Origin of the sequence: Mesorhizobium sp. M1406, from assembly GCF_040317555.1 — a bacterium.
GTDB lineage: Bacteria > Pseudomonadota > Alphaproteobacteria > Rhizobiales > Rhizobiaceae > Mesorhizobium.
In genome coordinates this window covers 180,654-202,314 of record NZ_JAMYKW010000007.1, presented here as the reverse complement: position 1 = coordinate 202,314, position 21,661 = coordinate 180,654, and the positions used below count along the sequence as shown (strand labels likewise).

23 protein-coding genes and 2 pseudogenes are annotated in these 21,661 nt (G+C 63.5%); 9 read left to right on the top strand and 16 right to left on the bottom strand.

The genetic code is table 11. The features are described 5' to 3' along the window. Together NKH03_RS35005 and NKH03_RS35000 are read right to left on the bottom strand one after the other, a co-directional pair. Positions 1-1,173, bottom strand: a pseudogene (locus tag NKH03_RS35005) (glycine--tRNA ligase subunit beta); the annotation flags it as partial. 95 nt (positions 1,174-1,268) lie between these two features. Next, positions 1,269-2,148 (bottom strand): annotated as a pseudogene (locus NKH03_RS35000) (glycine--tRNA ligase subunit beta); the annotation flags it as partial. 342 nt (positions 2,149-2,490) lie between these two features. Here NKH03_RS35000 and NKH03_RS09780 point away from each other — a divergent pair. Continuing rightward, positions 2,491-2,667 carry a hypothetical protein gene (locus NKH03_RS09780; protein WP_352870365.1) on the top strand — a complete coding sequence of 59 codons (177 nt, stop codon included), beginning with the start codon at positions 2,491-2,493 and terminating at the stop codon, positions 2,665-2,667. A 3-nt stretch (positions 2,668-2,670) separates the two neighbouring features. Here the strand turns inward: NKH03_RS09780 and NKH03_RS09775 are convergent, their stop codons facing one another. The 6 genes from NKH03_RS09775 to NKH03_RS09750 all read right to left on the bottom strand — a co-directional run bounded on the left by NKH03_RS09775 (position 2,671) and on the right by NKH03_RS09750 (position 8,778). Then, entirely contained in the window at positions 2,671-3,591 is a 921-nt protein-coding gene (locus NKH03_RS09775) for a glycine--tRNA ligase subunit alpha (protein WP_352870407.1), read from the bottom strand. A gap of 243 nt (positions 3,592-3,834) precedes the next feature. Then, positions 3,835-5,610, bottom strand: coding sequence for a tetratricopeptide repeat protein (locus NKH03_RS09770; RefSeq protein WP_352870366.1), 1,776 nt, complete (start codon positions 5,608-5,610; stop codon positions 3,835-3,837). Between the two features lie 235 nt (positions 5,611-5,845). Beyond that, entirely contained in the window at positions 5,846-6,289 is a 444-nt protein-coding gene (locus tag NKH03_RS09765; RefSeq protein ID WP_352870367.1) for a DUF1284 domain-containing protein, read from the bottom strand. Next, on the bottom strand, positions 6,286-6,876 hold the full coding sequence (locus NKH03_RS09760) for a biotin transporter BioY (protein WP_352870368.1): 591 nt from the start codon (positions 6,874-6,876) through the stop codon (positions 6,286-6,288). The genes NKH03_RS09765 and NKH03_RS09760 overlap by 4 nt, the downstream gene beginning before the upstream one ends. A 108-nt stretch (positions 6,877-6,984) precedes the next feature. Next, positions 6,985-7,653 (bottom strand): GntR family transcriptional regulator, encoded by a 669-nt coding sequence (locus NKH03_RS09755; protein ID WP_352870369.1) that lies wholly within the window; start codon positions 7,651-7,653, stop codon positions 6,985-6,987. 108 nt (positions 7,654-7,761) lie between these two features. Next, positions 7,762-8,778 carry a polyprenyl synthetase family protein gene (locus NKH03_RS09750; RefSeq protein ID WP_352870370.1) on the bottom strand — a complete coding sequence of 339 codons (1,017 nt, stop codon included), beginning with the start codon at positions 8,776-8,778 and terminating at the stop codon, positions 7,762-7,764. A 203-nt stretch (positions 8,779-8,981) separates the two neighbouring features. Between NKH03_RS09750 and NKH03_RS09745 the strand changes: the two genes are divergently transcribed. The 6 genes from NKH03_RS09745 to moaB all read left to right on the top strand — a co-directional run bounded on the left by NKH03_RS09745 (position 8,982) and on the right by moaB (position 12,740). Beyond that, a complete protein-coding gene (locus NKH03_RS09745; protein ID WP_352870371.1) occupies positions 8,982-9,206 on the top strand; it encodes a putative signal transducing protein in 225 nt (74 codons plus the stop codon). Then, complete coding sequence (locus tag NKH03_RS09740; protein ID WP_352870372.1) at positions 9,206-10,006, top strand: tRNA1(Val) (adenine(37)-N6)-methyltransferase; 801 nt, start codon at positions 9,206-9,208, stop codon at positions 10,004-10,006. Before NKH03_RS09745 ends, NKH03_RS09740 begins: the two co-directional genes overlap by 1 nt. Before the next feature lie 79 nt (positions 10,007-10,085). Further along, positions 10,086-10,946 (top strand): S49 family peptidase, encoded by an 861-nt coding sequence (locus NKH03_RS09735; protein ID WP_352870373.1) that lies wholly within the window; start codon positions 10,086-10,088, stop codon positions 10,944-10,946. A gap of 141 nt (positions 10,947-11,087) precedes the next feature. Continuing rightward, positions 11,088-11,273, top strand: a complete 186-nt coding sequence (locus NKH03_RS09730; RefSeq protein WP_292185499.1) for a hypothetical protein — start codon at positions 11,088-11,090, stop codon at positions 11,271-11,273. A gap of 26 nt (positions 11,274-11,299) precedes the next feature. Further along, positions 11,300-12,199 carry a 4-(cytidine 5'-diphospho)-2-C-methyl-D-erythritol kinase gene (locus NKH03_RS09725; RefSeq protein WP_352968213.1) on the top strand — a complete coding sequence of 300 codons (900 nt, stop codon included), beginning with the start codon at positions 11,300-11,302 and terminating at the stop codon, positions 12,197-12,199. Further along, positions 12,186-12,740 (top strand): molybdenum cofactor biosynthesis protein B, encoded by a 555-nt coding sequence (gene moaB, locus NKH03_RS09720; protein WP_352870374.1) that lies wholly within the window; start codon positions 12,186-12,188, stop codon positions 12,738-12,740. The genes NKH03_RS09725 and moaB overlap by 14 nt, the downstream gene beginning before the upstream one ends. Positions 12,741-13,113: 373 nt before the next feature. Here moaB and NKH03_RS09715 read toward each other — a convergent pair whose 3' ends face one another. Beyond that, a complete protein-coding gene (locus NKH03_RS09715) occupies positions 13,114-13,632 on the bottom strand; it encodes a glycosyltransferase (protein ID WP_352870375.1) in 519 nt (172 codons plus the stop codon). 149 nt (positions 13,633-13,781) lie between these two features. Here NKH03_RS09715 and NKH03_RS09710 point away from each other — a divergent pair, with 149 nt between their 5' ends. Next, complete coding sequence (locus NKH03_RS09710) at positions 13,782-14,936, top strand: PA0069 family radical SAM protein (protein ID WP_352870409.1); 1,155 nt, start codon at positions 13,782-13,784, stop codon at positions 14,934-14,936. Positions 14,937-15,087: 151 nt separating this feature from the next. After that, the gene (gene rnhB, locus NKH03_RS09705) at positions 15,088-15,783 is read left to right on the top strand and encodes a ribonuclease HII (RefSeq protein ID WP_352870376.1); all 696 of its coding nucleotides are present in this window, start codon (positions 15,088-15,090) and stop codon (positions 15,781-15,783) included. A 266-nt stretch (positions 15,784-16,049) separates the two neighbouring features. On the opposite strand, the gene NKH03_RS09700 is transcribed toward rnhB, so the two are convergent. From NKH03_RS09700 to NKH03_RS09670, 7 genes are all read right to left on the bottom strand, one after another. Next, complete coding sequence (locus NKH03_RS09700) at positions 16,050-16,541, bottom strand: F0F1 ATP synthase subunit B (RefSeq protein WP_352870377.1); 492 nt, start codon at positions 16,539-16,541, stop codon at positions 16,050-16,052. A gap of 10 nt (positions 16,542-16,551) precedes the next feature. After that, positions 16,552-17,133, bottom strand: coding sequence for a F0F1 ATP synthase subunit B (locus NKH03_RS09695; protein WP_352870378.1), 582 nt, complete (start codon positions 17,131-17,133; stop codon positions 16,552-16,554). A 78-nt stretch (positions 17,134-17,211) separates the two neighbouring features. Further along, positions 17,212-17,436, bottom strand: a complete 225-nt coding sequence (locus NKH03_RS09690) for a F0F1 ATP synthase subunit C (protein ID WP_006206606.1) — start codon at positions 17,434-17,436, stop codon at positions 17,212-17,214. An 85-nt stretch (positions 17,437-17,521) separates the two neighbouring features. Further along, positions 17,522-18,280 (bottom strand): F0F1 ATP synthase subunit A, encoded by a 759-nt coding sequence (locus tag NKH03_RS09685; RefSeq protein ID WP_352870379.1) that lies wholly within the window; start codon positions 18,278-18,280, stop codon positions 17,522-17,524. 59 nt (positions 18,281-18,339) lie between these two features. Continuing rightward, complete coding sequence (locus tag NKH03_RS09680; RefSeq protein WP_352870380.1) at positions 18,340-18,747, bottom strand: AtpZ/AtpI family protein; 408 nt, start codon at positions 18,745-18,747, stop codon at positions 18,340-18,342. A 254-nt stretch (positions 18,748-19,001) separates the two neighbouring features. Beyond that, positions 19,002-20,183, bottom strand: a complete 1,182-nt coding sequence (locus tag NKH03_RS09675) for a cell wall hydrolase (protein WP_352870381.1) — start codon at positions 20,181-20,183, stop codon at positions 19,002-19,004. Between the two features lie 144 nt (positions 20,184-20,327). After that, positions 20,328-21,626, bottom strand: coding sequence for an MFS transporter (locus NKH03_RS09670; RefSeq protein ID WP_352968205.1), 1,299 nt, complete (start codon positions 21,624-21,626; stop codon positions 20,328-20,330). Between the last annotated feature and the right edge of the window lie 35 nt (positions 21,627-21,661).

Below are 21,661 nucleotides of genomic sequence, written 5' to 3'. Positions count from 1 at the left end.
GGGCGCTTCGCGCTGAGTGGGCGGCGGGACAGGGCCCCCCTCTGGGGGCTTCGCCGACATCTCCCCCACAAGGGGGGGGATTGGGCGCGAACCTGCCGCCAGCACCGCGTCGATCAAGTCGTGGCGGGCGCCCTGGTCGCGGAGGTAGACCTTGAGGCGGTCGTGGAAGAAGGCGAGGAGGTCAGCGACAACCCGTAACACTGCATCTTCGCTCTCCGTGATAAGTTGAACAGCCCGATCTTGAGTTTGCTCCCGATTGACCATTTCGTTCAGCTTACGAACGGTTTCTTCGCCAACATCAAGATCGGCCAAACGTTGCGCAGCCTGCGTTTTCTGGTCGAGTCCACGAAAATGGTGGCCAACTACATGATTAGCCATGCTGAGTGCGAACGTGGAACGAAGCTTCAATCTGATACTATTCTCAACCAATATTCTCACCACGCCCAGCGCTGCACGACGCAGTGCGTACGGGTCTTTCGAGCCCGTTGGCTTCTCATCGATGGTCCAGAAACCAACCAGCGTGTCGAGCTTGTCGGCGAGCGCCACCGTGATCGAAACCGGATCGCTCGGTACGCGGTCGGATGGGCCCTGCGGCTTGTAGTGTTCCTCGATCGCGGCGGCCACGGATGGATGCTCGCCCTGGAGCAGCGCGTATTTGCGCCCCATCGCGCCCTGCAATTCGGGAAACTCGCCGACGACTTCAGTGGTGAGATCGGCCTTGGCCAGGACAGCCGCTCGGGCGGCGAGCGCGGCCATCTCCCCCTCGAAGGGGGAAATCGACTGCGCCACGATCGGCGCCAGTTCTTCGGCCAGGCGCTTGATCCGCTCCACCCGCTCGCCCTGCGTGCCGAGCTTGGCATGGAAGGTAACGCCGAGATGGTCGAGGCGGGCCATGCGCTGGTCGAGCGGCTTGCCCAGGTCAAGTCCGAATTTTTCCGCCGATGCCTTGAGCTCGCCGAGATCCGGCAAATCGCCCTGGTCGGTCGTCCAGAAATAAAGCGCATCGGACAGGCGTGCGCGCACCACCTTGCCGTTGCCGTGGGCGATCTCCTTGCCGCTGTCCTTCGCCTCGATGTTGGCAGTGAGGATGAAGCGGTTGGAAAGCTGGCTAATCTCCCCCCTCGAGGGGGAGATGGCCGGCAGGCCAGAGGGGGTCGCCGCGCGTGAAGCGCCTGCATCCTCTGTCCAAGGTAGGAGGTCGCGTCCGATCGTACCGACCCCCTCTGTCGGCTTCGCCGACATCTCCCCCTCGAGGGGGGAGATCAGGCGCGATGTTACAAAGCACTTCTGGTTGGCGCGGATGGTCAGCCGGATCACCTCGGCTGGAATGGCCAGGAAAGCCTGCTCGAACTCGCCCATCAGCACGACCGGCCATTCCACCAGTCCCGACACTTCCTCCAGCAGCCCTTCGTCCTCGATCAGGTCGAGCCCGTTGGCGAAGGCAAGGTTGCGGGCGTCGGCAAGTATGATCTCCTTGCGGCGGTCGGCATCGAGCACGACCTTCGCCGCTTCCAGCTTGGAAACATAGTCGCCGAAGCGGCGCACCGTGATGGCATCGGGCGCATGGAAGCGGTGGCCATAGGTGATGTTACCCGAGCGGATGCCGTCGATCTCGAAATCGACCACCACCGGCTCCTCGGTCTCCGGGCCGAAGGTGCACAGGATCGATTGCAACGGCCGCACCCAGCGCAGCGAGCCAGGCTTGGCCGAGGCCGGCCCCCAACGCATCGATTTGGGCCATGGGAAATTGCGGATGATGCCCGGCACCAGTTCGGCGACGATCTCTTCGGCCGCCCTGCCCGGCTTCGAAATATGGGCGACGTAGAAGTCGCCCTTCTTCGGGTCGGAATGGATATGCGCCTCGGCGACCGAAGCAAGCCCTGCCTTGCGCAGAAAGCCTTGCACCGCCTGCTCCGGTGCTGATGTCGAAGGCCCCTTGATCTCCTCGCGTATATCTTTCGAGCGCGCGGTCAGGCCCCTGATATCGAGCGTCAAACGCCGCGGCGTCCAGTACTCGCGTGCCGCCTCATAGGTCAGCCCCGCCTCGACCAGACCGTCGGTCAGCATCTTCCTGAGATCGCCCGCCGCCTTGCGCTGCATGCGGGCGGGGATTTCCTCGGAGCGAAGTTCTAGAAGCAGGTAAGGCATAGTAGCTCCTCACCCTCCCCTCGATGGGGAGGGTCGGCGCGTCAGCGCCGGGGTGGGGTGGCGGCGTCTCGGTCTCACCGCCTTCGGCGTCTCGCGTGCCAAGGTGTGATTTCTTCTACCGCCGCATAGATCGTATCGAGCACGGAATCCAGTTCGTTTTTGATTTCATGGTTCCGGAAGCGAATGGCGCGGCGATCGCCGATTTACGCCCGTTTTCAGAAATCTTGGCCGTCCCTGTCGGGACGAGACCATCCCGCTCGTCCTTGGATCAAAGATTTCCATGAACCTAATGCAGCGCTGAAGCGACCCACGCTCAGTCAGGGAACTATTGGCTGAACGACCATGAAAACGGCATCCAGACTTCTGCAGATCCTCGCACTCAGCGCCTGTTTCACCGCGCAGGCTCACGGCGCCTTCTCGATGCCGGGTGTACGGCAGGCATTGCGGACAATGGCCGGCCCGAGCGGGCAGATGCTGTCGCCAATCAACGCTTCCCTCGAGATGATGAAGCGTGCCTGAAACTCAGGCCGCCAAGCCACCCGCCTGCGTCTTCAAAAATGCCTCACCGCAGGCCTTCGCCAGATTGCGCACCCGCAGGATGAAGCTCTGCCGTTCGGTGACCGAAATCACACCGCGCGCGTCGAGCAGGTTGAAGACATGGCTGGCCTTGATGCACTGGTCGTAGGCCGGGAAAACCATGCGGTGCATCGGCAGATTGTCGTTCGACGCCGGCGCACCGGCATCGAGCAGCGCCTTGCACTCGGCCTCGGCGTCCTCGAAGTGGCGCAAAAGCATCGCCGTGTTGGCGTATTCGAAATTGTGGCGCGAATATTCCTGCTCGGCCTGCAGGAAGACATCGCCATAGGTGACCTTGTCGTCGCCTTCGCGGCCGTTGAAGTTGAGGTCGTAGACATTGTCGACGCCCTGCACATACATGGCCAGCCGCTCCAGCCCGTAGGTGAGCTCGCCGGCCACCGGCGCGCATTCGATGCCGCAGACCTGCTGGAAGTAGGTGAACTGCGACACCTCCATGCCGTCGCACCAGCATTCCCAACCGAGACCCCAGGCGCCCAATGTCGGGCTTTCCCAATCGTCCTCGACGAAGCGGATGTCGTGCAGCAGCGGGTCGACGCCGATCGCCGCCAGCGAGCCGAGATAGAGCTCCTGCAAATTGGGCGGGTTCGGCTTCAGGATCACCTGATACTGGTAATAATGCTGCAGCCGGTTCGGGTTCTCGCCATAGCGGCCATCCTTTGGCCGACGCGAGGGCTGGACATAGGCGGCGTTCCAGCGCTTCGGCCCGAGCGCACGCAGTGTCGTAGCCGGATGAAAGGTGCCGGCGCCGACTTCCATGTCGTAGGGCTGCAAGATGACGCAGCCATAGGCCGCCCAATAGTTGTGCAAGGTCAGGATCAGCCCCTGGAACGAGCGGCTGGGATGCATATGGGCGGGGATTTCAATCGTCGGGATTTCAATCGTCACGGGGGCCTCGACAGCACAGGCTAGCTTGCAGGCACGTCCTAGAGACACGGCGGCGAAGCGTCAAGCAAGGCGCCCGCCCGCCCCGAACGGAAGATGTTTTGAGGCCGTTTCCGCAAATCAGCGCGCGTTGGACGAGCGCATGTGGCCCAAACGAAAACGGGGCTCTGAAAGAGCCCCGTTCGCATTCACATTCTATAGCTTACTTCACCCCTTCGGGGCGGGCACCGGCTCTGGCTTGACCTTCGGGGTTTCCTGCGCCGTGTTGGATTCGATCGGCGGCAGGCCCTTCATCAGCTTCTGCTGCAAGTTGGCCAGCACATCGGGATCGGGCTTCAGGTCGCGGGCCTGATTCCACTGGAAGGTGGCTTCCAGCTTGCGGCCGACGCGCCAGTAAGCATCGCCAAGGTGGTCGTTGAGAACCGGGTCTTCCGGCTTCAGCGACACGGCGCGTTCCATTTCGCGCACGGCATCGTCGAACCGGCCGAGGCGGAAATAGGCCCAACCCAGCGAATCGACGATGTAACCGTCGCTTGGCCTGAGATCGACGGCCTTCTGGATCATCGCCAGGCCTTCCTTGAGATTCATGTTCATGTCGACCCAGGAATAGCCGAGGTAGTTCAGCACCTGCGGCTGGTCGGGGACCAGTTCCAGCGCCTTGCGGAAGTTCGGCTCGGCCTTGGGCCATTCCTTCAGGCGCTCATAGGCGATGCCACGCTGGTAGAAGATGTTCCAGTTGGCCGCGGTCGGTGTCTTCAGCGCCTCGACAGCCTTGTCGTAGAGATTGGCGGCCGAGCGGAAATCATCCTTCGAGGAATAGACGCCACCGAGCGCCAGATAGGCGCGCATGTCATCGGGGTGGGCGTCGACGAAGGCCTTCAGATGGGTGATCGCCTCCTCATGACGGCCGAGATCGGCAAGGTTGAGGCCGAGCTGCAGGTCCGAAAGCTCCTTCAGCGGCGAGGTAGCGGGGATCCGCCGATAGAGCGCGATGGCGCCCTCGCCGTCCTTCAACTGCTCGGACACTGCAGCGAGCTGCACCAGCGCCGCATCGCTGTCGGGCTTCAGCGCCAGAGCATACTGCAGATAGAGACGGACGAACGGCTCGCCGCCACCACGGTTGAGCGCGGTGGCGAGATCAAGCAGAATCTCGGAGGCGCCATCGGACGGACCGGCAGCGAAGGGCGCGATCTTGTCTCCCTTGGCGATCTTGTCGCGCAAGGCGACGATTTCCAGCTTGCCGGGCGAAAACGTCTCGGCCTGATCGAGCACCGACATTGCCTTGGTCTTGTCGCCCTTGCGGGCCAGGAACGAGGCGTAGGCCTGCGCATTACGCATCCAGGTTTCGGGAGCCGCACCACCGGCGGCCGTATCCTGCATGGTCGCGGCGTAGATCGCTTCGGCCTTCTCGGGCATACCGGACGCATCGGCGATCAGCGCGCGATGGAACGACTTGAACAGGCCGAACCAATCCGGCCCCTGGAGCTTGTCGATGGAGGCCATCGCATCGGAGGCCTCACCGGCGCCCTGTTGGGCCCAGCCGGACATGACCCCGGAGATCAGCCGGTCGAGATCGGACTCCAGCGACAGCTTGAGCCAGTACTGCGCCTTGGTGAAATCCTTCTTGTGGAAGGAATCAACGGCGAGTGCCAGGCGCGAGAAGCGCTCGACGTCTGGAACTTCCTTGAGCTTGTCGGCATAGACCAGGGATTCGTCGAAGCGGCCTTGCGCGATCAGCGACAGCATCAGGCTCTGCTGCAGGCTGGTGTCGCTCGGGTCGAAGGCCAATGCCTGCTTGTAGTAGGCGATGGCGCTGTCGAGGTCGTTGTCACCTTCGGCGATCCGGGCCGCCAGATAGGCGCCAGAGAACGACGTGATCTTGACCGGTTCGGTGGTTTGCTTGGCATAGGCCGGCAGAGCCGAGATCGCCATGCCGGTCACAATTGCCAGCCTTGTCAGCCAGCGCGCACGTCCTTGCCGCATCGTATCCCTTTCAGCCAGGCGCCATCTCCGCATCAGCGGGATCGGCGTAGACTCCATCTTCGTGATAAAGCATGGCCTTTTTGGGGTCGCGCTTCAATCCGCCTCGAATTCACAATCCGGGCACCCGATTAACAAACCATGGCGACAAGGGACAGTTTCCGATTTTGAATTCCGGCCACGGCCCTGCGCGGAGCCGAATATATCACAGATTCGACCGCTGGGCTCGGCGCCAATATCAGCGCTCACTTGGCGAGCCAGACCGTTGCACCAGCGTGTCGCCATATCCGCCGGCCGCAATCGTGCCGCACAGATCATTCCACTCACAGCCGCCGCAAGCCTTGCGCACGCGGCCGGCCGAAAACGCCTGCCGCATCTGGACCAGGATTGCGGCGTCGAGATCGAGGCTGGCGCCGACCCGGATTGGGCGCGCCAGCAACTCCTCCAAATCCTGTGCCGCGAGCCGGTCCCGCTCGACGACGCTCTCGTTGAGACAATGCGGTTCCGGCTCGTCGAGCAACGGGCCGCAGACATCGTCCGGGCCGGAAACGAGGAGGATGCCCTCGCCCCGGCTCAGGCGCTCCGCGACGCGATCGTAGTTGGCGGTGAAGGCGGGACTGTATCCCTTGCCCACATAGGTGAGCAGGCAAAGGAGGTGATGGGCGCGCAGCCTAATCGTCACGGATTGGCCGGCTTAGCGCTGCCGGGAAGGGCCATGAGTGTCGCGGCACCCAGCGCCGACTTGAGCAAGCCGCCGACCAGAAAAGGCAGAAATCCGAACGTGATGGCCTGCTCGGCGCCGATCATGACGGCGAGCCACATGGTGCCGAGAACCAGGCAAGCAAGGTTGCCGAGCAGCATGGCGGCGAAGGCAAGCATCACCCTGTTGCCGTTCCAGCCGCGTTCGGCGAGCCAGCCAACCAGCGCGCCGGTGACCGGAAATGCGAAGAGGTAGCCACCGGTCGGCCCGACGAAATGCTGTACGCCGGCGGCGCCGCCGGCCAGCACCGGGAAACCGACCGCGCCCTCGACCAGCCAGGCGGCGATGGTGATGGCGCCAAGCCGCCAGCCATAGAGCGCGCCGATCAATGTCACGGCGAAAGTCTGCATGGTCACCGGAACCGGCACCATCGGCACTTCGATGTAGGAGGACAGCGCCAGGAACAGCGTGCCGAGCACGACGGCTCCAACCTGCCAGGCAAGAGAGCGGCCCTGAAGCCGGAGCGGGCTGAACGACGGCTTGCTGGCCGAGAATGCGACGTCTGTCATCGGGATTCCTTCGATCGATTTCAAATTATAGATAATTTCTATTTTCGATCTATTATCGAATCCACAATTTCTCGGAGATAGCAAGCCCCGGCTGTGCGAAGGGTCGTCCTAGCCTACGATGGCAAAGGCTTCTCGCGTCGTCCCGGCAGCCGTCCTGACAGGCTTGCGGCCAATCCATTGGACGTGCCGTCCCAGTGTCGCGGCGGCTGATTCGGTGTTTCCCTGCCGCAAGGCGGCGAGTATCGCGCGATGATCCTGGTCGGTGCGTGTCTCCCACTCCGAGCGCCAAGCCGCGAACAGGAAACGGGCACTCGCCGCGTGCAGATCGTCGATGGTGGCGAGCAGGCGCGGCATGCCGCATGGCGCCAGGATCAAGCGGTGGAAGGAGCGATTGGCTTCTTCCCATGACCTGACATCGCGGGATTTGTCGCCGGCCTTGGTCGCTTCCTCGGCCAGGTCGAGAATGGCCGATGTCAGGTGCGGCGCGGCGTGCCGCAGCGCCAGCACTTCGAGCGCGGCGCGCATTTCGGCGACTTCCTTGACCTCGCCCAGGTCGAAAGACGCGACACGCACGCCGCGGCGCGGCTCGCTGACGGCCAGCCCTTGCGCCTCGAGCCGGCGGAAGGCTTCGCGCACGGGAACATGGCTGGTTTGGAATTCCTCGGCGATATGATCCTGCCGAAGCCTGGCCCCCGGCTCGATCGCGCCGGAAATGATGCGGTCCGCCAGCACCTTGCTGATGCGCACCGCGATGGTGTCGTCCGTGCCCTTTGCCATGTTTTATAGATAATTTGCGACGGGGCAGCTTGTCGAGACGGCGAGACTGAATTCACAAATTTCCTGCCCACAGCGCAAACCAGAGGGAGCGTTGGGAAAGGCCTGCCTTCAGTTCACCCGGCTGATGCAGAAATCGATGACGTCGATCAGCGCCGATTTCTGCGGCGTCGCTTCCAGCGGCGCCAGCGCGTCGCGGGCGATCTCGCCGAAATGACGGGCTCGCCCGATCGTGTCGGCGATGGCGCCGTGGCGTGTCATCAGGCCGATCGCCTTTTCCAGGCCGGCGTCGTCGATGACATTGTCCTCGATGGCACGCTTCCAGAAGGTGCGCTCGGCCTTGGTGCCGCGCCGGTAGGCGAGGATGACCGGCAAGGTCACCTTGCCTTCCCGGAAATCGTCGCCGACATTCTTGCCCAGATCCTTGCTGGTGCCGCCATAGTCCAGCGCGTCGTCGATCAGCTGGAAGGCAAGGCCGAGATTCATGCCGTAGGAGCGCAGCGCGGCACGGTCATTGCGCGTCGCCTGGGCAATGACCGGACCGACTTCGGCCGCCGCCGAAAACAGCGCGGCGGTCTTGGCCTTGATGACGGCGAAATGCTCGTCCTCGGTGGTTTCGAGGTTCTTGGCGGCGGCAAGCTGCATCACCTCGCCTTCGGCGATGATCGAGGCCGCGCTCGAAAGGATGTCGAGCGCCTCCAGCGAGCCGACATCGACCATCATGCGGAAAGCCTGACCGAGCAGGAAGTCGCCGACCAGCACGCTCGCCTGGTTGCCCCAGATCATGCGGGCGGTCTTCTTGCCGCGGCGCATGCCGCTCTCGTCGACGACGTCGTCATGGAGAAGCGTCGCCGTGTGCATGAATTCAACTGCCGTGGCGAGCTTGACGTGGCCCTCGCCGGCATAGCCGAACATCTGCGCGGCGGCGAGCGTCAGCATCGGCCGCAATCGTTTGCCGCCGGACGAGATCAGATGGTTGGCGATTTCGGGGATCATCTCGACGTCGGAGCCGGCCTTGGACAGGATCAATTCGTTGACGCGCCCCATGTCGGCCGCGGTCAGATTTATCATGTCCTTGATGGAGGCGGGCTCCCGCTTCCCGTTTTCGATGTTGAGAACGACACCCACGACAATCACTCCCGTCTTGGTATAACGCGTGCGACGGCACCCTTAATCCCTGCATTGACTCTAGGGCGGCAGGTACATCCACGGCAAGAGGCGAATTGGCGCGCCGGCGACGACAGGCTGTCAACTGGCGCCAAAGGGAGTTCTGCTTCGCCGCAAACTGCCTACCCGTTTACATCAGCGCCGCAAACTGAGAGTTTCGCCCGATGATAGAGCTCATTCGCACCAACGACGCCGTCATCATCTCCTTTGTCGAATCGCTGATGCGCGATGCCGGGATCAGCTGTTTCGTCGCCGACCAGAACATGAGCGTGCTCGACGGCTCCCTCGGCATCCTGCCGCGGCGCGTCATGGTCGACGCCGACAAGGCCGACGCGGCACGGCGCATCCTGACGGATGCCGGCATCGCCAACGAGATCCGTGGAAAATAATGCCCGCCGCGCCGGCCACCCTTATCCCGGACACACCGGCCCATACGGTCGATGCTTTCCATCGCGGCCGGTTCTGGCTCGTGCAGCCCAAGCAGGGCGGCCATCGCGCCGGCATGGATGCGATGATGCTGGCGGCGTCCGTACCATCTTCCTTTGGCGGGCGTCTGGCCGATTTCGGCGCCGGAGCCGGGGCCGCGGGCCTGGCGGTGCTTTCGCGTTGCCTGGCGGCCGAGGCCGTGCTTGTCGAACGCGCACCGGAAATGGCGGCCTTCGCGGCGGCCACCCTTGCCCATCCCGGCAATGCGCATCTCAGCGATCGGGCGTCCGTGCTGGTCGCCGATGTCACGGTGTCGGGCCGGGCGCGCGCGGCCGCCGGCCTCGCCGACAACGACTTCGACTTCGTCATCATGAACCCGCCTTTCAACGCCGCACGGGACCGCGCCACGCCCGATCGCTTGCGAAAGGAGGCCCATGTCATGGAAGACGGGCTGTTCGAGAGCTGGATCAGAAGTGCCGCCGCGGTGGTCAGGCCGCGCGGCGGGCTTGCCGTGATCGCGCGGCCCGACCAGCTCGGTTCCATTCTAGATGCGATCGCAGGGCGCTTCGGCGATACCGAGATGCTTGCCGTCCACTCTCGCCCAGACGCGGCGGCGATCCGCATCATTGTGCGGGCGGCACTCGGCGCACGAGGAAGACTTGCCATCCGCCCGCCGCTGATGTTGCACTCGCAGTCGGGCAACGGTCCTGATGAGCGCAGTGAAATGATCACCAACGGGCTTGCCTCGCTGTTCGGAGATTGAGCTATTCCTGGGGCCCACATTGCTGTTGGCCGGGGAATCCCTACATGCCAGCAACCCATCGACCGGAGACCGTGCCCTCGTGAAACGACTTATCAACCGCCTGCTGCCGAAATCCTGGCGCTCCACCGTCGTCACCATTCCGGTCATCCGGCTGCACGGCACCATCATGGCCGGCGGCCAGTTCCGGCCAACCCTGTCGCTGGCCTCCACCGCCGGTCTCATCGAGAAAGCGTTTTCCTACGACGCGCCGGCGGTCGCCATCTCGATCAATTCGCCCGGCGGCTCGCCGGTGCAGTCGCGGCTGATCTTCAAGCGCATCCGTGACCTGGCAACGGAAAAGAACAAAAAGGTGCTGGTCTTCGTCGAGGATGTCGCGGCATCGGGCGGCTACATGATCGCGGTCGCCGGCGACGAGATCTTCGCCGATCCGTCCTCCATCGTCGGTTCGATCGGCGTGGTGTCGGCCTCGTTCGGTTTCCCGGAACTGATGAAGAAGATCGGTATCGAGCGCCGTGTCCACACAGCCGGCCAGAACAAGGCAGTGCTCGATCCGTTCAAGCCGGAGAAGAAGGAAGACGTCGAACGCCTGAAGGCGTTGCAACTCGAGGTGCACGGCACGTTCATCGACCTCGTCAAGGAGCGGCGCGGCACCAAGCTGAAAGACGATCCAGACCTGTTCACCGGCCTGTTCTGGACGGGCATCAAGGGCCTTGAACTCGGCCTGGTCGATGCGCTCGGCGACATGCGGACGGTGCTGAAGACCCGCTTCGGGGAGAAGACCCAGCTCAGGCTGATCACGGCGCCGCGCGGTCTTCTCGGCCGCTTCGGCCTATTCGGCTCGAGAATGGGCTTTTCGGCGCCCGACATCGCCGCCGCCGCCGCCAGCGGCGTGATCGATGCGGCGGAAGAGCGCGCATTATGGGCGCGCTTCGGGCTTTGAAAAATCGGCGAAACCGTCTAGCATGAGGGACTTGAAGTTTCATGCATGTCGTTTTCCCAAAACCGGATCCACTTTTGGGCGACATGCATCAACCGACCCGACCGGCCGCCTTCGCCGGCCCAGCGTGGGAGGAGTTTTGGTATGCCGCAGATCATTTTCTTCACCGTGGTTGGCGTCGCCGCCTATTTCGGCTATCGCACCTTCATCCGCGAAGCCGAGCGCGTGACCGCCAAGGTACGGCGCACCGAAAAGCAGGCGGCCAACGGCACGATGGGCACGCTGGTCAAGGATCCGAAGACCGGCGAATACCGGCTGGCCAAGGACTAAGCACCATTTCACATGTGACTGACGCGGTGGACACCGACACCGGTTCACGCACCTGGCATGCGCATGCCAAGATCAATCTGGCGCTGCATGTCACCGGCAGGCGCCCCGATGGCTATCATCTGATCGAGACCCTGGCGGTGTTCACGCGTTTTGGCGACAGGGTCGAACTCGCGCTCGCCGACAGCGATGATTTTACGGTGTCCGGCCGCTACGCGCCGGCCGTTCCTGTCGACGCCAGCAATCTTGTGCTTAGGGCGCGCGATACCCTGAGACGAGAAGCCGGGCTGGAGAGAACCCCACCGGTCGCCATCCGGCTTGAAAAGAACCTGCCGGTTGCCTCCGGCGTCGGCGGTGGCTCGAGTGACGCGGCAGCCGTGCTGCGCGGGCTGGCAGAGATATGGGCACTGGATATCGATGGCACCGAGTTGGCGCGGATCGGCCTCTCGCTTGGCGCCGATGTGCCGATGTGCCTGGCGGCAAAGCCGCTGGTCGCGGGCGGCATCGGTGACGAGCTGTCGATGGTGCCGGATTTTTCGGCGCTGGGACTGGTGCTGGTCAATCCAGGCACGCCGATGTCGACGGCCGATGTGTTCGCGGCACTTTCTCGTCGCGACAACGAAGCCTTGCCGCCGCTGCCACGCAGCATCGATTTTCATAGCCTGCGCAACTGGCTGGAGATCACCCGCAACGATCTCGAGCCGGCAGCGCTGGCGATGCAGCCCGCCATCGGCAGGGCGCTTTCCTGGCTTAACAAAGCTGGATCGGGTTTTTCACGCATGTCCGGGTCGGGCGCCACATGCTTCGGCCTGTTTGAAACAGGCAATGTCGCCAAACGCGCCGCCGCCGAGATCCGCGGCCGCCAGCCCGACTGGTTCGTCGCGGCGACGCGCAGCATCGCATCGGAGGGAGCCGATGGCCAGAATTGACGAGAGCCGTTCCTTCATTCCCGTGCGCATCGCGGTGCTGACCGTTTCCGACACGCGCAGCCTTGCCGACGACAAATCCGGCCAGACGCTGGCCGACCGCATCACCGAGGCCGGTCATACCCTGGCTGCCCGCGACATCGTTACCGACGACCGCGAAAAAATCCGCGACAAGGTTCTGGCGTGGTCGCGGGACAAGGATATCGATGTCGTGATCACCACCGGCGGCACCGGCTTCACCGGCCGCGACGTGACGCCGGAAGCGCTGGAGCCGATCTTCGAAAAGCGCATGGACGGCTTTTCGGAAGTGTTCCACCGCATCTCCTACGACAAGATCGGCACCTCGACGATCCAGAGCCGGGCGACCGGGGGCGTCGTCAACGCCACTTTCGTCTTCGTGCTGCCGGGCTCACCCGGTGCCTGCAAGGACGCCTGGGACGGCATCCTGAAGGCGCAGCTCGACTACCGGCACATGCCGTGCAACTTCGTCGAGATCATGCCGCGCCTGGACGAGCATTTGCGACGCGGCAAATCGGCTCCGTAGAAGCCGAGGCGAAGCGTCGGTTCCACGCCGCGTTTGCCAGGCAGAACAGCGCCGGTGCCTTCGAAACACCATTCCAAACCGGATTTCGGAAAGTACCTTGCCTGAAGGCGATCATCGCCATCACGACAAGGCGCATATGATGACCACGCATACCGGCGGATGCCATTGCGGCAACATACGCCTTGCATTTTCAACCGAGCTCGATGCGTCGCAAATCGAAGTTCGCGCCTGCCAATGCTCGTTCTGTGTCAGACATGGTTCGCGCGCCGTTGCCGATCCGGACGGCAGACTGATCGTCTCGGTCAAGGACGAGGCGCGATTGCAAAAATACCAATTCGGGCTGAGGACGGCCGACTATCTGAGCTGCAAAAAATCACCTCGGGGGGCGACGTTCCTGTTTCGCCGGCGCCACCCAGATCTCGGCGTCGAGCCGCTTTGTCGCCAGGCCGCGGGCGATGGCCTCGGCGCTGACGGCACTCTTGGCCGCGGCCTGACGCTTGCTGATCAGCAATCCATCGGCCAAGGCGCGGTTTGGGGAAAAGACGCGAGCCAGGAACGGCGTACGGCTGCCCCGCGCCCGCGAAAACCGTGCCGCCGTGGTTTGCCTGGCCGTATGGTCGACGACCGCGTCGATCCAGCCCTCCATCAATCGTGCGCCCGGCTCCAGGAGCAGCAACCAGTCCCCCTTGGCTTGCCGAATCCCCACCGCGATGCCGCCCGTCACGTACTGACAACCGGCATGCTCGGCCACACGGTGCGTCTGGTCGGTTGAGCCCGTGTCACAGACGATGACGTCACGCACCACGCCCTCGACCGCGCCGCCAATCAGCGAGGCGAGCGTGCGGGTAAGGCCTTCCTCGTCATTGCACGTTTCGATGAGAACACTGAGCATCGTTAGCCGAATAGCGGAAAGCGCGGCACGGCGCCAGTTATCCAGCGAAGCATAAAAAGTTCTTGCTTTGTTCTCATCGACGAAATAGGAATAATTTCATGAACAGAGCGATTCGACACAACACCGACAGTCCCTGGGAGCGGGCGAAGATGGAACAGATCGTGCGCGCCGACATCGCGGCTTTCGGAGCTGGACGGGCCGAGATGGCCAATGCGATGATCGAGCAGAGTGGCATGCGTGTCCGTCCGGACCGCAACCGCGGCAGGTCGGCGGGCATCAATCCGTCGGGCCGGTTCGAGCCGGTCAGCCGGCATGTGTTCGACGATGGCTGGAATTCGCTGGAGGAACTGCCGCCTTTCAAGACCGAAGTGCAGGTCGAAAAGCCACGCACCATCATCACCCGCAACGAATCGCCCGACATTTCCTTCGACCGTTCGATCAACCCGTATCGCGGTTGCGAGCACGGCTGTGTCTATTGCTTTGCCCGGCCGACGCACTCGTTCATGGGCTTGTCACCGGGCCTCGATTTCGAATCGAAGCTGTTTGCCAAGCCAGATGCGGCGCGCTTGCTCGACAAGGAACTGTCGAAGGACGGCTACCAACCGCGCACCATCGCCATCGGCACCAACACCGACCCCTACCAGCCGATCGAGAAGCAATACCGGATCATGCGCGAGATCCTCGAAGTGCTGGAAGCGCGTGGCCATCCGGTCGGCATCGTCACCAAATCCGCTTTGGTGACGCGTGACATCGATATCCTGTCGCGCATGGCCGAACGGGGGCTGGCCAAGGTGGCGCTGTCGGTGACGACATTGGACCGGATGCTGGCCAGAACGATGGAGCCGCGGGCATCGACGCCAACCAAGCGGCTGGAGGCGATCCGGCAGCTTTCGGATGCCGGCATTCCGGCTTCGGTCATGGTGGCACCGATCATCCCCGGCCTGACCGACCCGGAGATGGAACGGATTCTCGATTCGGCACGTGCCGCCGGCGCGCGCGAGGCGGGTTATGTCCTACTGCGCCTGCCGCTGGAGGTCAGCCCAATCTTCAAGGACTGGCTGCTGCGCCACTATCCTGACCGCTACCGTCACGTGATGTCGTTGATCCGCTCGATGCGCGACGGCAAGGACTACGATTCGGAATGGGGCAAGCGCATGAAGGGCGCCGGTCCCTATGCCTGGCAGATCGGCCGGCGCTTCGAGATCACAGCCAAACGGCTCGGCCTCAATGTCGAACGGCGCACGCTGCGGACCGACCAGTTCGTTCCCGCGGGAAAGGACCAGGTACAGCTGACGCTGCTTTGAAAGTGCAATCCGCTGCGGTGGTCGATCCGCCGCAGCACAGGAATCCCGTCCGGCCTGCCCCGGCTTGCAGACGGTGCCCTCCCGGTCCGGCGCCCCACCCGACCCGGAGGGACTTGCGGAGAATCGGAGCCGATGCGAACCTAGCCGCAACATGGCTCGCACGCGTTCTGATTCTCCGCCTCTCTTTGAGATCATCGAGAAGCCCGACTTCTCCTTCGAGACGAAGGCGATGGCCGAAGGTCTGTGGCCGGTTGCGGGCATGGACGAGGCCGGGCGCGGTCCCTTGGCCGGGCCGGTGGTCGCGGCGGCGGTGGTGCTCGATCCCGCCAACATTCCCGACGGCCTCGACGATTCCAAGCGTCTCAGCCATTTGCAGCGCGAGGCCCTGTTCCTGCGAATTCTCGGCTCCGCGCAGGCGGTCTCAATGGCCTCGATCAGCGCCGAGGGCATCGACGGCAGCAATATCCTCAAGGCAAGCCTGGAGGCGATGCGCCGCGCCCTGGTTGGCCTGTCGGTTCAGCCGAAGCTCGCGCTCGCCGACGGGCGCGACGTACCGCCGGGCCTGCCTTGCGCTGGGCGCGCGCTGATCAAGGGCGACCAGCGTTCGCAATCGATCGCCGCCGCTTCGATCGTCGCCAAGGTGATGCGTGACCGCATGATGTGCGGTTGCGGCAACCATCACGACCGCTATGGGTTCGAGGTTCATATGGGCTATGCCACGGTCCGCCATCGCACGGCGATCGAGGAGCATGGCCCGGTAGCGCGGCTGCACCGCGTGTCGTTTGCGCCGTTCAGATTGGGCGGGGTGGAAGTAATTGAGGAAGAGAGCCTCGCCGGCCTGGATTGAGCCGACGGCGATGGCAACTGATCTCCCCCCTCGAGGGGGAGATGTCGCCGAAGGCGACAGAGGGGGTCGGCTCGACTGGGCACGACGCCATTTTTCAGCATAGATGAGGTCAGCGCTTCACGCGCGGCGACCCCCTCTGGCCTGCCGGCCATCTCCCCCCTCAAGGAGGGAGATTACGCGCTCGGCCGCCTCGCCAATCTGGTTATCCACAACAAAAAGCCGCCAGGTTTCCCGGGCGGCTTTCGATGATTGGCTGGACGGACCGTCTAGTTCAGCTTCGACTTCACGTCCGCGAGCGAAGCCTTGAACAGCTCGGCACCGGCCTTGGCGTCGATCTTGCCGGCAAGCAGTGTGCGTGCGGCCTCGACGGCGATATCGACGGCGCTGGCGCGGACTTCGCTGATGGCGTCACGCTCGGCCTGGCCGATCTTCTGTTCGGCAAGCGCGGTGCGCCTGACGACATAGTCCTCGGTCTTCTTGTGCGCCTCGGCTGCAAGCATGTCGGCTTCGCGCTTGGCGGCGGCGACGATGGCGGCGGCCTCCTGCTCGGCTTCCTTGCGCTTGCGCTGGTACTGGCCCAGCAGCTGCTGGGCCTCCTCGCGCAGCCGGCGCGCTTCGTCCAGCTCGTTGCTGATCCTGTCCGCGCGGGCGTCGAGCGCCTTGGCGATCAGGCCAGGTACCCTGATGTAGACTGCAACGCCAAGGAAGATAACCAGAGCTACCGTGGCCCAGAGCGTTGCTAGAGAGGTGTAGTCCATGATGCGCTCCTCACCTGGCCACGGATTTGACCGCGGCCGCGATCTCGGCCTTGCTGGCCTTGCCGCCGACCAGGGCCTCGACGATCGCCGAAGCGGTATCCTCGGCGATGCTGCCGACTTCCTTCATGGCATTGGCCTTGATGGAAGAAATGCGGGCCTCGGCCTCGCCAAGCTTCGCGTCGAGCGCGGCCTCGACCTTCTTGCGCGCGGTCTCGGCCTCGGCCTTGGCCGCATCGTTGGCCTGCTGGCCGATCGCGTTGGCCTTGGTCTTGGCTTCCGCCAGTTCCTGCTCGTAGGCAGCAACGGCGGCGTCGGCCTCGCCCTTCAACTTGGCTGCCTGGTCGAGATCCTGGCTGATGCGGTCGTTGCGGACATCGATGATGCCCCCGACGCGCGGCATCACCACCCGCTTCAGGAAGAGGTAAAACAGCCCGAAAGTGATCGCCAGCCACAGAAGCTGCGACGGAAACGTCGCAGGATCGAATGGCGGAAAGGTGCCGTGCGCTTCGGCAGGCACGCTGGTGCCGGAATGCGTCTCGCCTTCCGTTGCGGCAGGCGCGGACTCTTGCGCGAAGGCAGATGTCACGAACATGGACTATCCCCGAAATTCAGGCCCGCCGCTTGCGCGGCCGGCCTGTCCAATCTTCTCATGGCTTAGCCAAAGAGGGACTCAGCCGAACAGGGCCAGAAGCGCGATCAGAAGCGAGAAGATGCCCAGCGCTTCGGTCACGGCGAAGCCGAAAATCAGACGGCCGAACTGGCCATCGGCAGCCGACGGGTTGCGCAACGCGCCCGCGAGGTAGCTGCCGAAGATGTTGCCGAGGCCAATGCCCGCGCCACCCATGCCCAGGCAAGCGATGCCGGCGCCGATGTACTTTGCTGCTTCTGCGTCCATTTGTTCAACTCCTTTGGATCTAAAAATTCCGTTGCTCTATCATCCGGCGCCAATGTTGGAAAACTCTTGGGCCGGAAACTTTTGCTCAGTGCCCCGGGTGCAGGGCGTCGTTGAGATACATGCAGGTCAACACGGCGAAGACGTAGGCCTGCAGGAAGGCGACCAGCAGTTCCAGCGCCGTCAGCGCCACCGCCATTGCCAGCGGCAGGATCGAGCCGGCGACCCCGACCGCGCCGAGCGCGCTCAGGCTGACGACGAACCCGGAGAACACCTTCAGCGTGATATGGCCGGCGAGCATGTTGGCGAACAGACGAACCGAGAGGCTGACGGGACGCGACACGAACGAGATCACCTCGATCAGCACCACCAGCGGCAGCAGGAACACCGGCACGCCATGCGGCACGAACAGCTTGAGGAAGCCAAAACCATGCTTCATGAAGCCGTAGACGACCACGGTCGCAATCACCAGGATGGCCAGACCGAAAGTGACGATGATGTGGCTGGTGACGGTGAAGAAATACGGGAACAGGCCAAGCAGGTTGGCGACCAGCACGAACATGAACAGCGAAAACACAAGAGGGAAGAACTTCATGCCTTGCGTGCCGGCGGCATCGCGCAACATGTTGCCGACGAATTCGTAGGCCATCTCGGAGACCGACTGAAGGCGACCCGGAACCAGGCTGCGGCTCGACGTCGTGAGAAATAGAAACGCGGCCGCGACAACAACGGTCGCGACCATGAACAATGCCGAATTGGTGAAAGACAGATCGTAGCCGCCGATCTCGATCGGAATCAGCTTGTTGATATGGAACTGGTGGATCGGATCGACCTTGTCAGCTGCCACGTTCAAACCCCGTCAATGCCGCGTACGGCCTCGTTACCATTACCGCACATGAAGCGCGGTCATTTCTTGTCGTCTTGGTCACGGCGCGATTTATCGCCCTGTCCGAATTCTGCCACAACGCCCGCGGAACGCATCACATTGAGCACTCCGGCGCCAAAACCAAGCAGCAGAAACACGATCAGACCCCAAGGCGATGTCCCCGCCAGACGGTCGATGATCCAGCCGATGCCGGCACCCACCACCACCCCGGCGATAAACTCGCTAGAGAGTTTGAGCGCCTGGCCATAACCGGCCATACTGCCCGCTTTCGCGTCGTCTTTCCCCTCGAGCCGGTCCGGCCGCCTTGTCGCGAGCGATGCTTCAAGGTTGCGCCGGCGGCGCTCAAGATCGTCGTCGCGGATGCCGGGTTCATGCTGCTTGCCGCGGCCGGTTTCCCCGGTTCCGTCTGGCCCATTCTTGTCGGCCATCGCAACCCCCCTGCCCGGTCAGACCGTCACCGTCCGTCCGCTTCTAAAGTCGCCGGCAACATAGTTAGAGGGTTTGCGCCCGTCAAGCCACGGGCGGAAGTTCATTGCCATGTATTTTAGGCAGCAAAATCAATGGATTAGAAAGGTGCGACATCGTGCCCGCCACGATGACGGGGATGCATGGCGCGAATCCCCCGGGCAATGGCTCTTCGATCGACTGCGCGTCGCGTCAAGGATCAGCGACTGTTGCGCGCTCAGCTCCAGCCGCCGCCATAGGTACGATAGAAGATATGCAGACCGATCTTGGTCATCTTCTGCATCGTGCGCGCCCAGCCCGGATGGACATATTGGGCGTAGTAGTGGGTCGACGATCCGACTTCCGGGATGAAGATCTTGCCGGCGGTGACGGCCATGGCGATATCCTGGGCGGTCTTGTAGGCGGCAGGACTGTCGATGCGTTTCTTCCTGCCGTCGCAGGCGAAGGAGAACTGGCAACGGTTGAACCAGCTGTCGTTCTGGTAGACGACGCCGCAGATCGAATTCGGATAGGTCGGGTTGCGGACGCGATTGAGGATGACCTGAGCGACGGCGGCCTGACCACGTACGGATTCGCTCCTCGCTTCGAAATAGACGCCCTTTGCGAGGCATGCCTGTTCCGGTTCGGAGAAGACACTGGCGGGCAGCGGGTTCTGGATCCACGAATGATCGCCCTTGACCATCGGCGGAATGAAGCGGCCATCATTGGGCTGCTCGTCCTGAAGCAGGGCTTCGAAGGGCGATGCCTGGGCATAGTCGGGCTCGGACTGCGCATAGGCTGTCGCCAGCACATCCGGACGGTCATTGTTGACCAGCGCCGCCAGCATGGCAGGCACGCCGGGATCCGGCTTCTTGTCCTCGCGCGCATGGAATGCGGCGGCTATCTGGATTTCCTTGCCTTTGATCCGCGGCTTGGCGAAAGCCATCTTCAGGCCGCTATCCACGCTGGGCCGCAGCAAAGAGGAGGTGCGCTCGAAGATCGAGCCGGCATTGAAGTTCTTCGGCGGTGCCACGGGAGACAACTGGACGATGCGGCCCTTCTTCTCGGCGCGCACGACGCGATCCTCGTCGGGCGTCGCGCTGACCTTGCCGCCCTTGCCGCGAAAGGACACGCTGCCGACGCCGGCCAGGTGGACACCCGATCCGGAGATGGAGCCGGTGACATCGGAATCGACAAAGGGCATCTCGGCCGCATGGGTCGAGCCGGCGACGGATTTCTCGACATAGGAATTCCAGCGGGTGCTCGATGCTTCGAGGCCGGAAACGAGGCTCGTCATGTCCTGATAGGCGGCGACGGTCGGAAAGCCGATCCAGATGCCGAGGCCGACGACGAACGGAGCCAGAAAGCCACGTCTCTCACCGGCGGCGGCAACAAGCCGCTTCAACACACGTCGATGCACGGAACTCTCTCCAGGAACGCTACAGACCCCACTGGAGAGCAAAATGATGCATTAACCTTGATGGGACGTTAACAGGTTCGATCGGGTTTTCCCGATCGGCTCGAGGTCGTGGTTTGGAAGTCGGGCGGTTTTGCGGCGGGCCATTCAGGCTGGCCGCAGGAAGATCGGCCAGGCGATCAGCGCGCAGATGGCGGCCGATAGCCAGACGCCGGACCATGACCAGAGGTGCAAGAGCCCCGGAATGGCCACCGGAACCAGGAAGAAGCCGACGAAAACCAAGCTGTTGGCAAGGCTGAGCGCGGTTCCGACATGGCCGGCGCCGGCAAGCGTGGCAAGCTCGGTATAGGCGACGCCGTGCCAGGCGGAGACCGAGACTCCTGCGACAATAAGCACAGCGGGAAGGATCGCCATGAGCAGGAATTGTCCGCCTGGGATGGCGGGACCGGCCAGAACCAGCAGCCAAAGCACGGCGAAGGCAAGTGCGCTCAGCGCACTGCATAAGCGAAGAAACTGGCGGCGGTTGCCGTGGCGGTCGGTGAAGCGGCCGCTCCAGATGCGCATGACCATGGCGCCGACCTGCACGGCGGCGAGGCTCGCGCTGATCGCTGCCGTTCCCAGCCCAACGAAGTCGTGCAGGAACACGGAGGCGAAGGTGAGCACGGCCACTTGCGGAAAGCAGAGCAGGCCGATGGCGGTGGCGATACGCCAGACGTCCGGATTGCGCAGCGGCGTCGGTCCGGCCGCAGCCGCCGAAACGAGATGGCCCTCGCGCGCCGTCGGCGGCTCGTGCAGCCAACGCCAGGCGAACAGGGCAGAGAGAGCCGATGCAGCCGCCAGGACGCCGAACACCGCGGCAAAGCCGAAAGCCAGGGCTAGCGAGGGCAGGACGAGCGCGCCAAGGCCGCCGCCGAGCGGCACCGCCGTCTGCCTGATGCTCATGGCAAAGCCGCGCTCGTTTTCCCGGAACCAGCCCATGATGGCGCGGCCGCTCGAACCGTTGACGCTGCCGCCGAGCAGTCCGGTGAAGAGCAGGCTTGCGGACAAGAGCATGACGTCGGGAACACCAGTCCTTGTCGGCACAACCAGCATCGCCATGACCAGGAGCCACGCAGCCGTGGCCCCAAGCCCGACCAGAAGCACGCGGCGATCGCCCCAGCGATCCGTGAGCAGGCCCCAGGGCAGTTCGCTAAGCGCGACCCCCAGCCCGAGAAGGCCGAGTGCAAGGCCAAGCTCGGCATTGGCCAAATGATACCCCTGGCGAAGCATGACCGCCGTTGCCGGTATGCCGGAGAAAGTGGCCGAGAAGCTGGCATTGGCGGCAACGCCGATGCCCAGAACCTTCCAGCGATGGCTGGGCTTGAATGCCTTCCCGGCGGAGCTGGCAGCCGTGTCTTTCAAGAGTTCCGGCGGGTGTCGGTCGGTGCAATCGACGATGGCGGACATGATTTCATTCCCGTGCTTGGCCAGCGGCCTGAGCC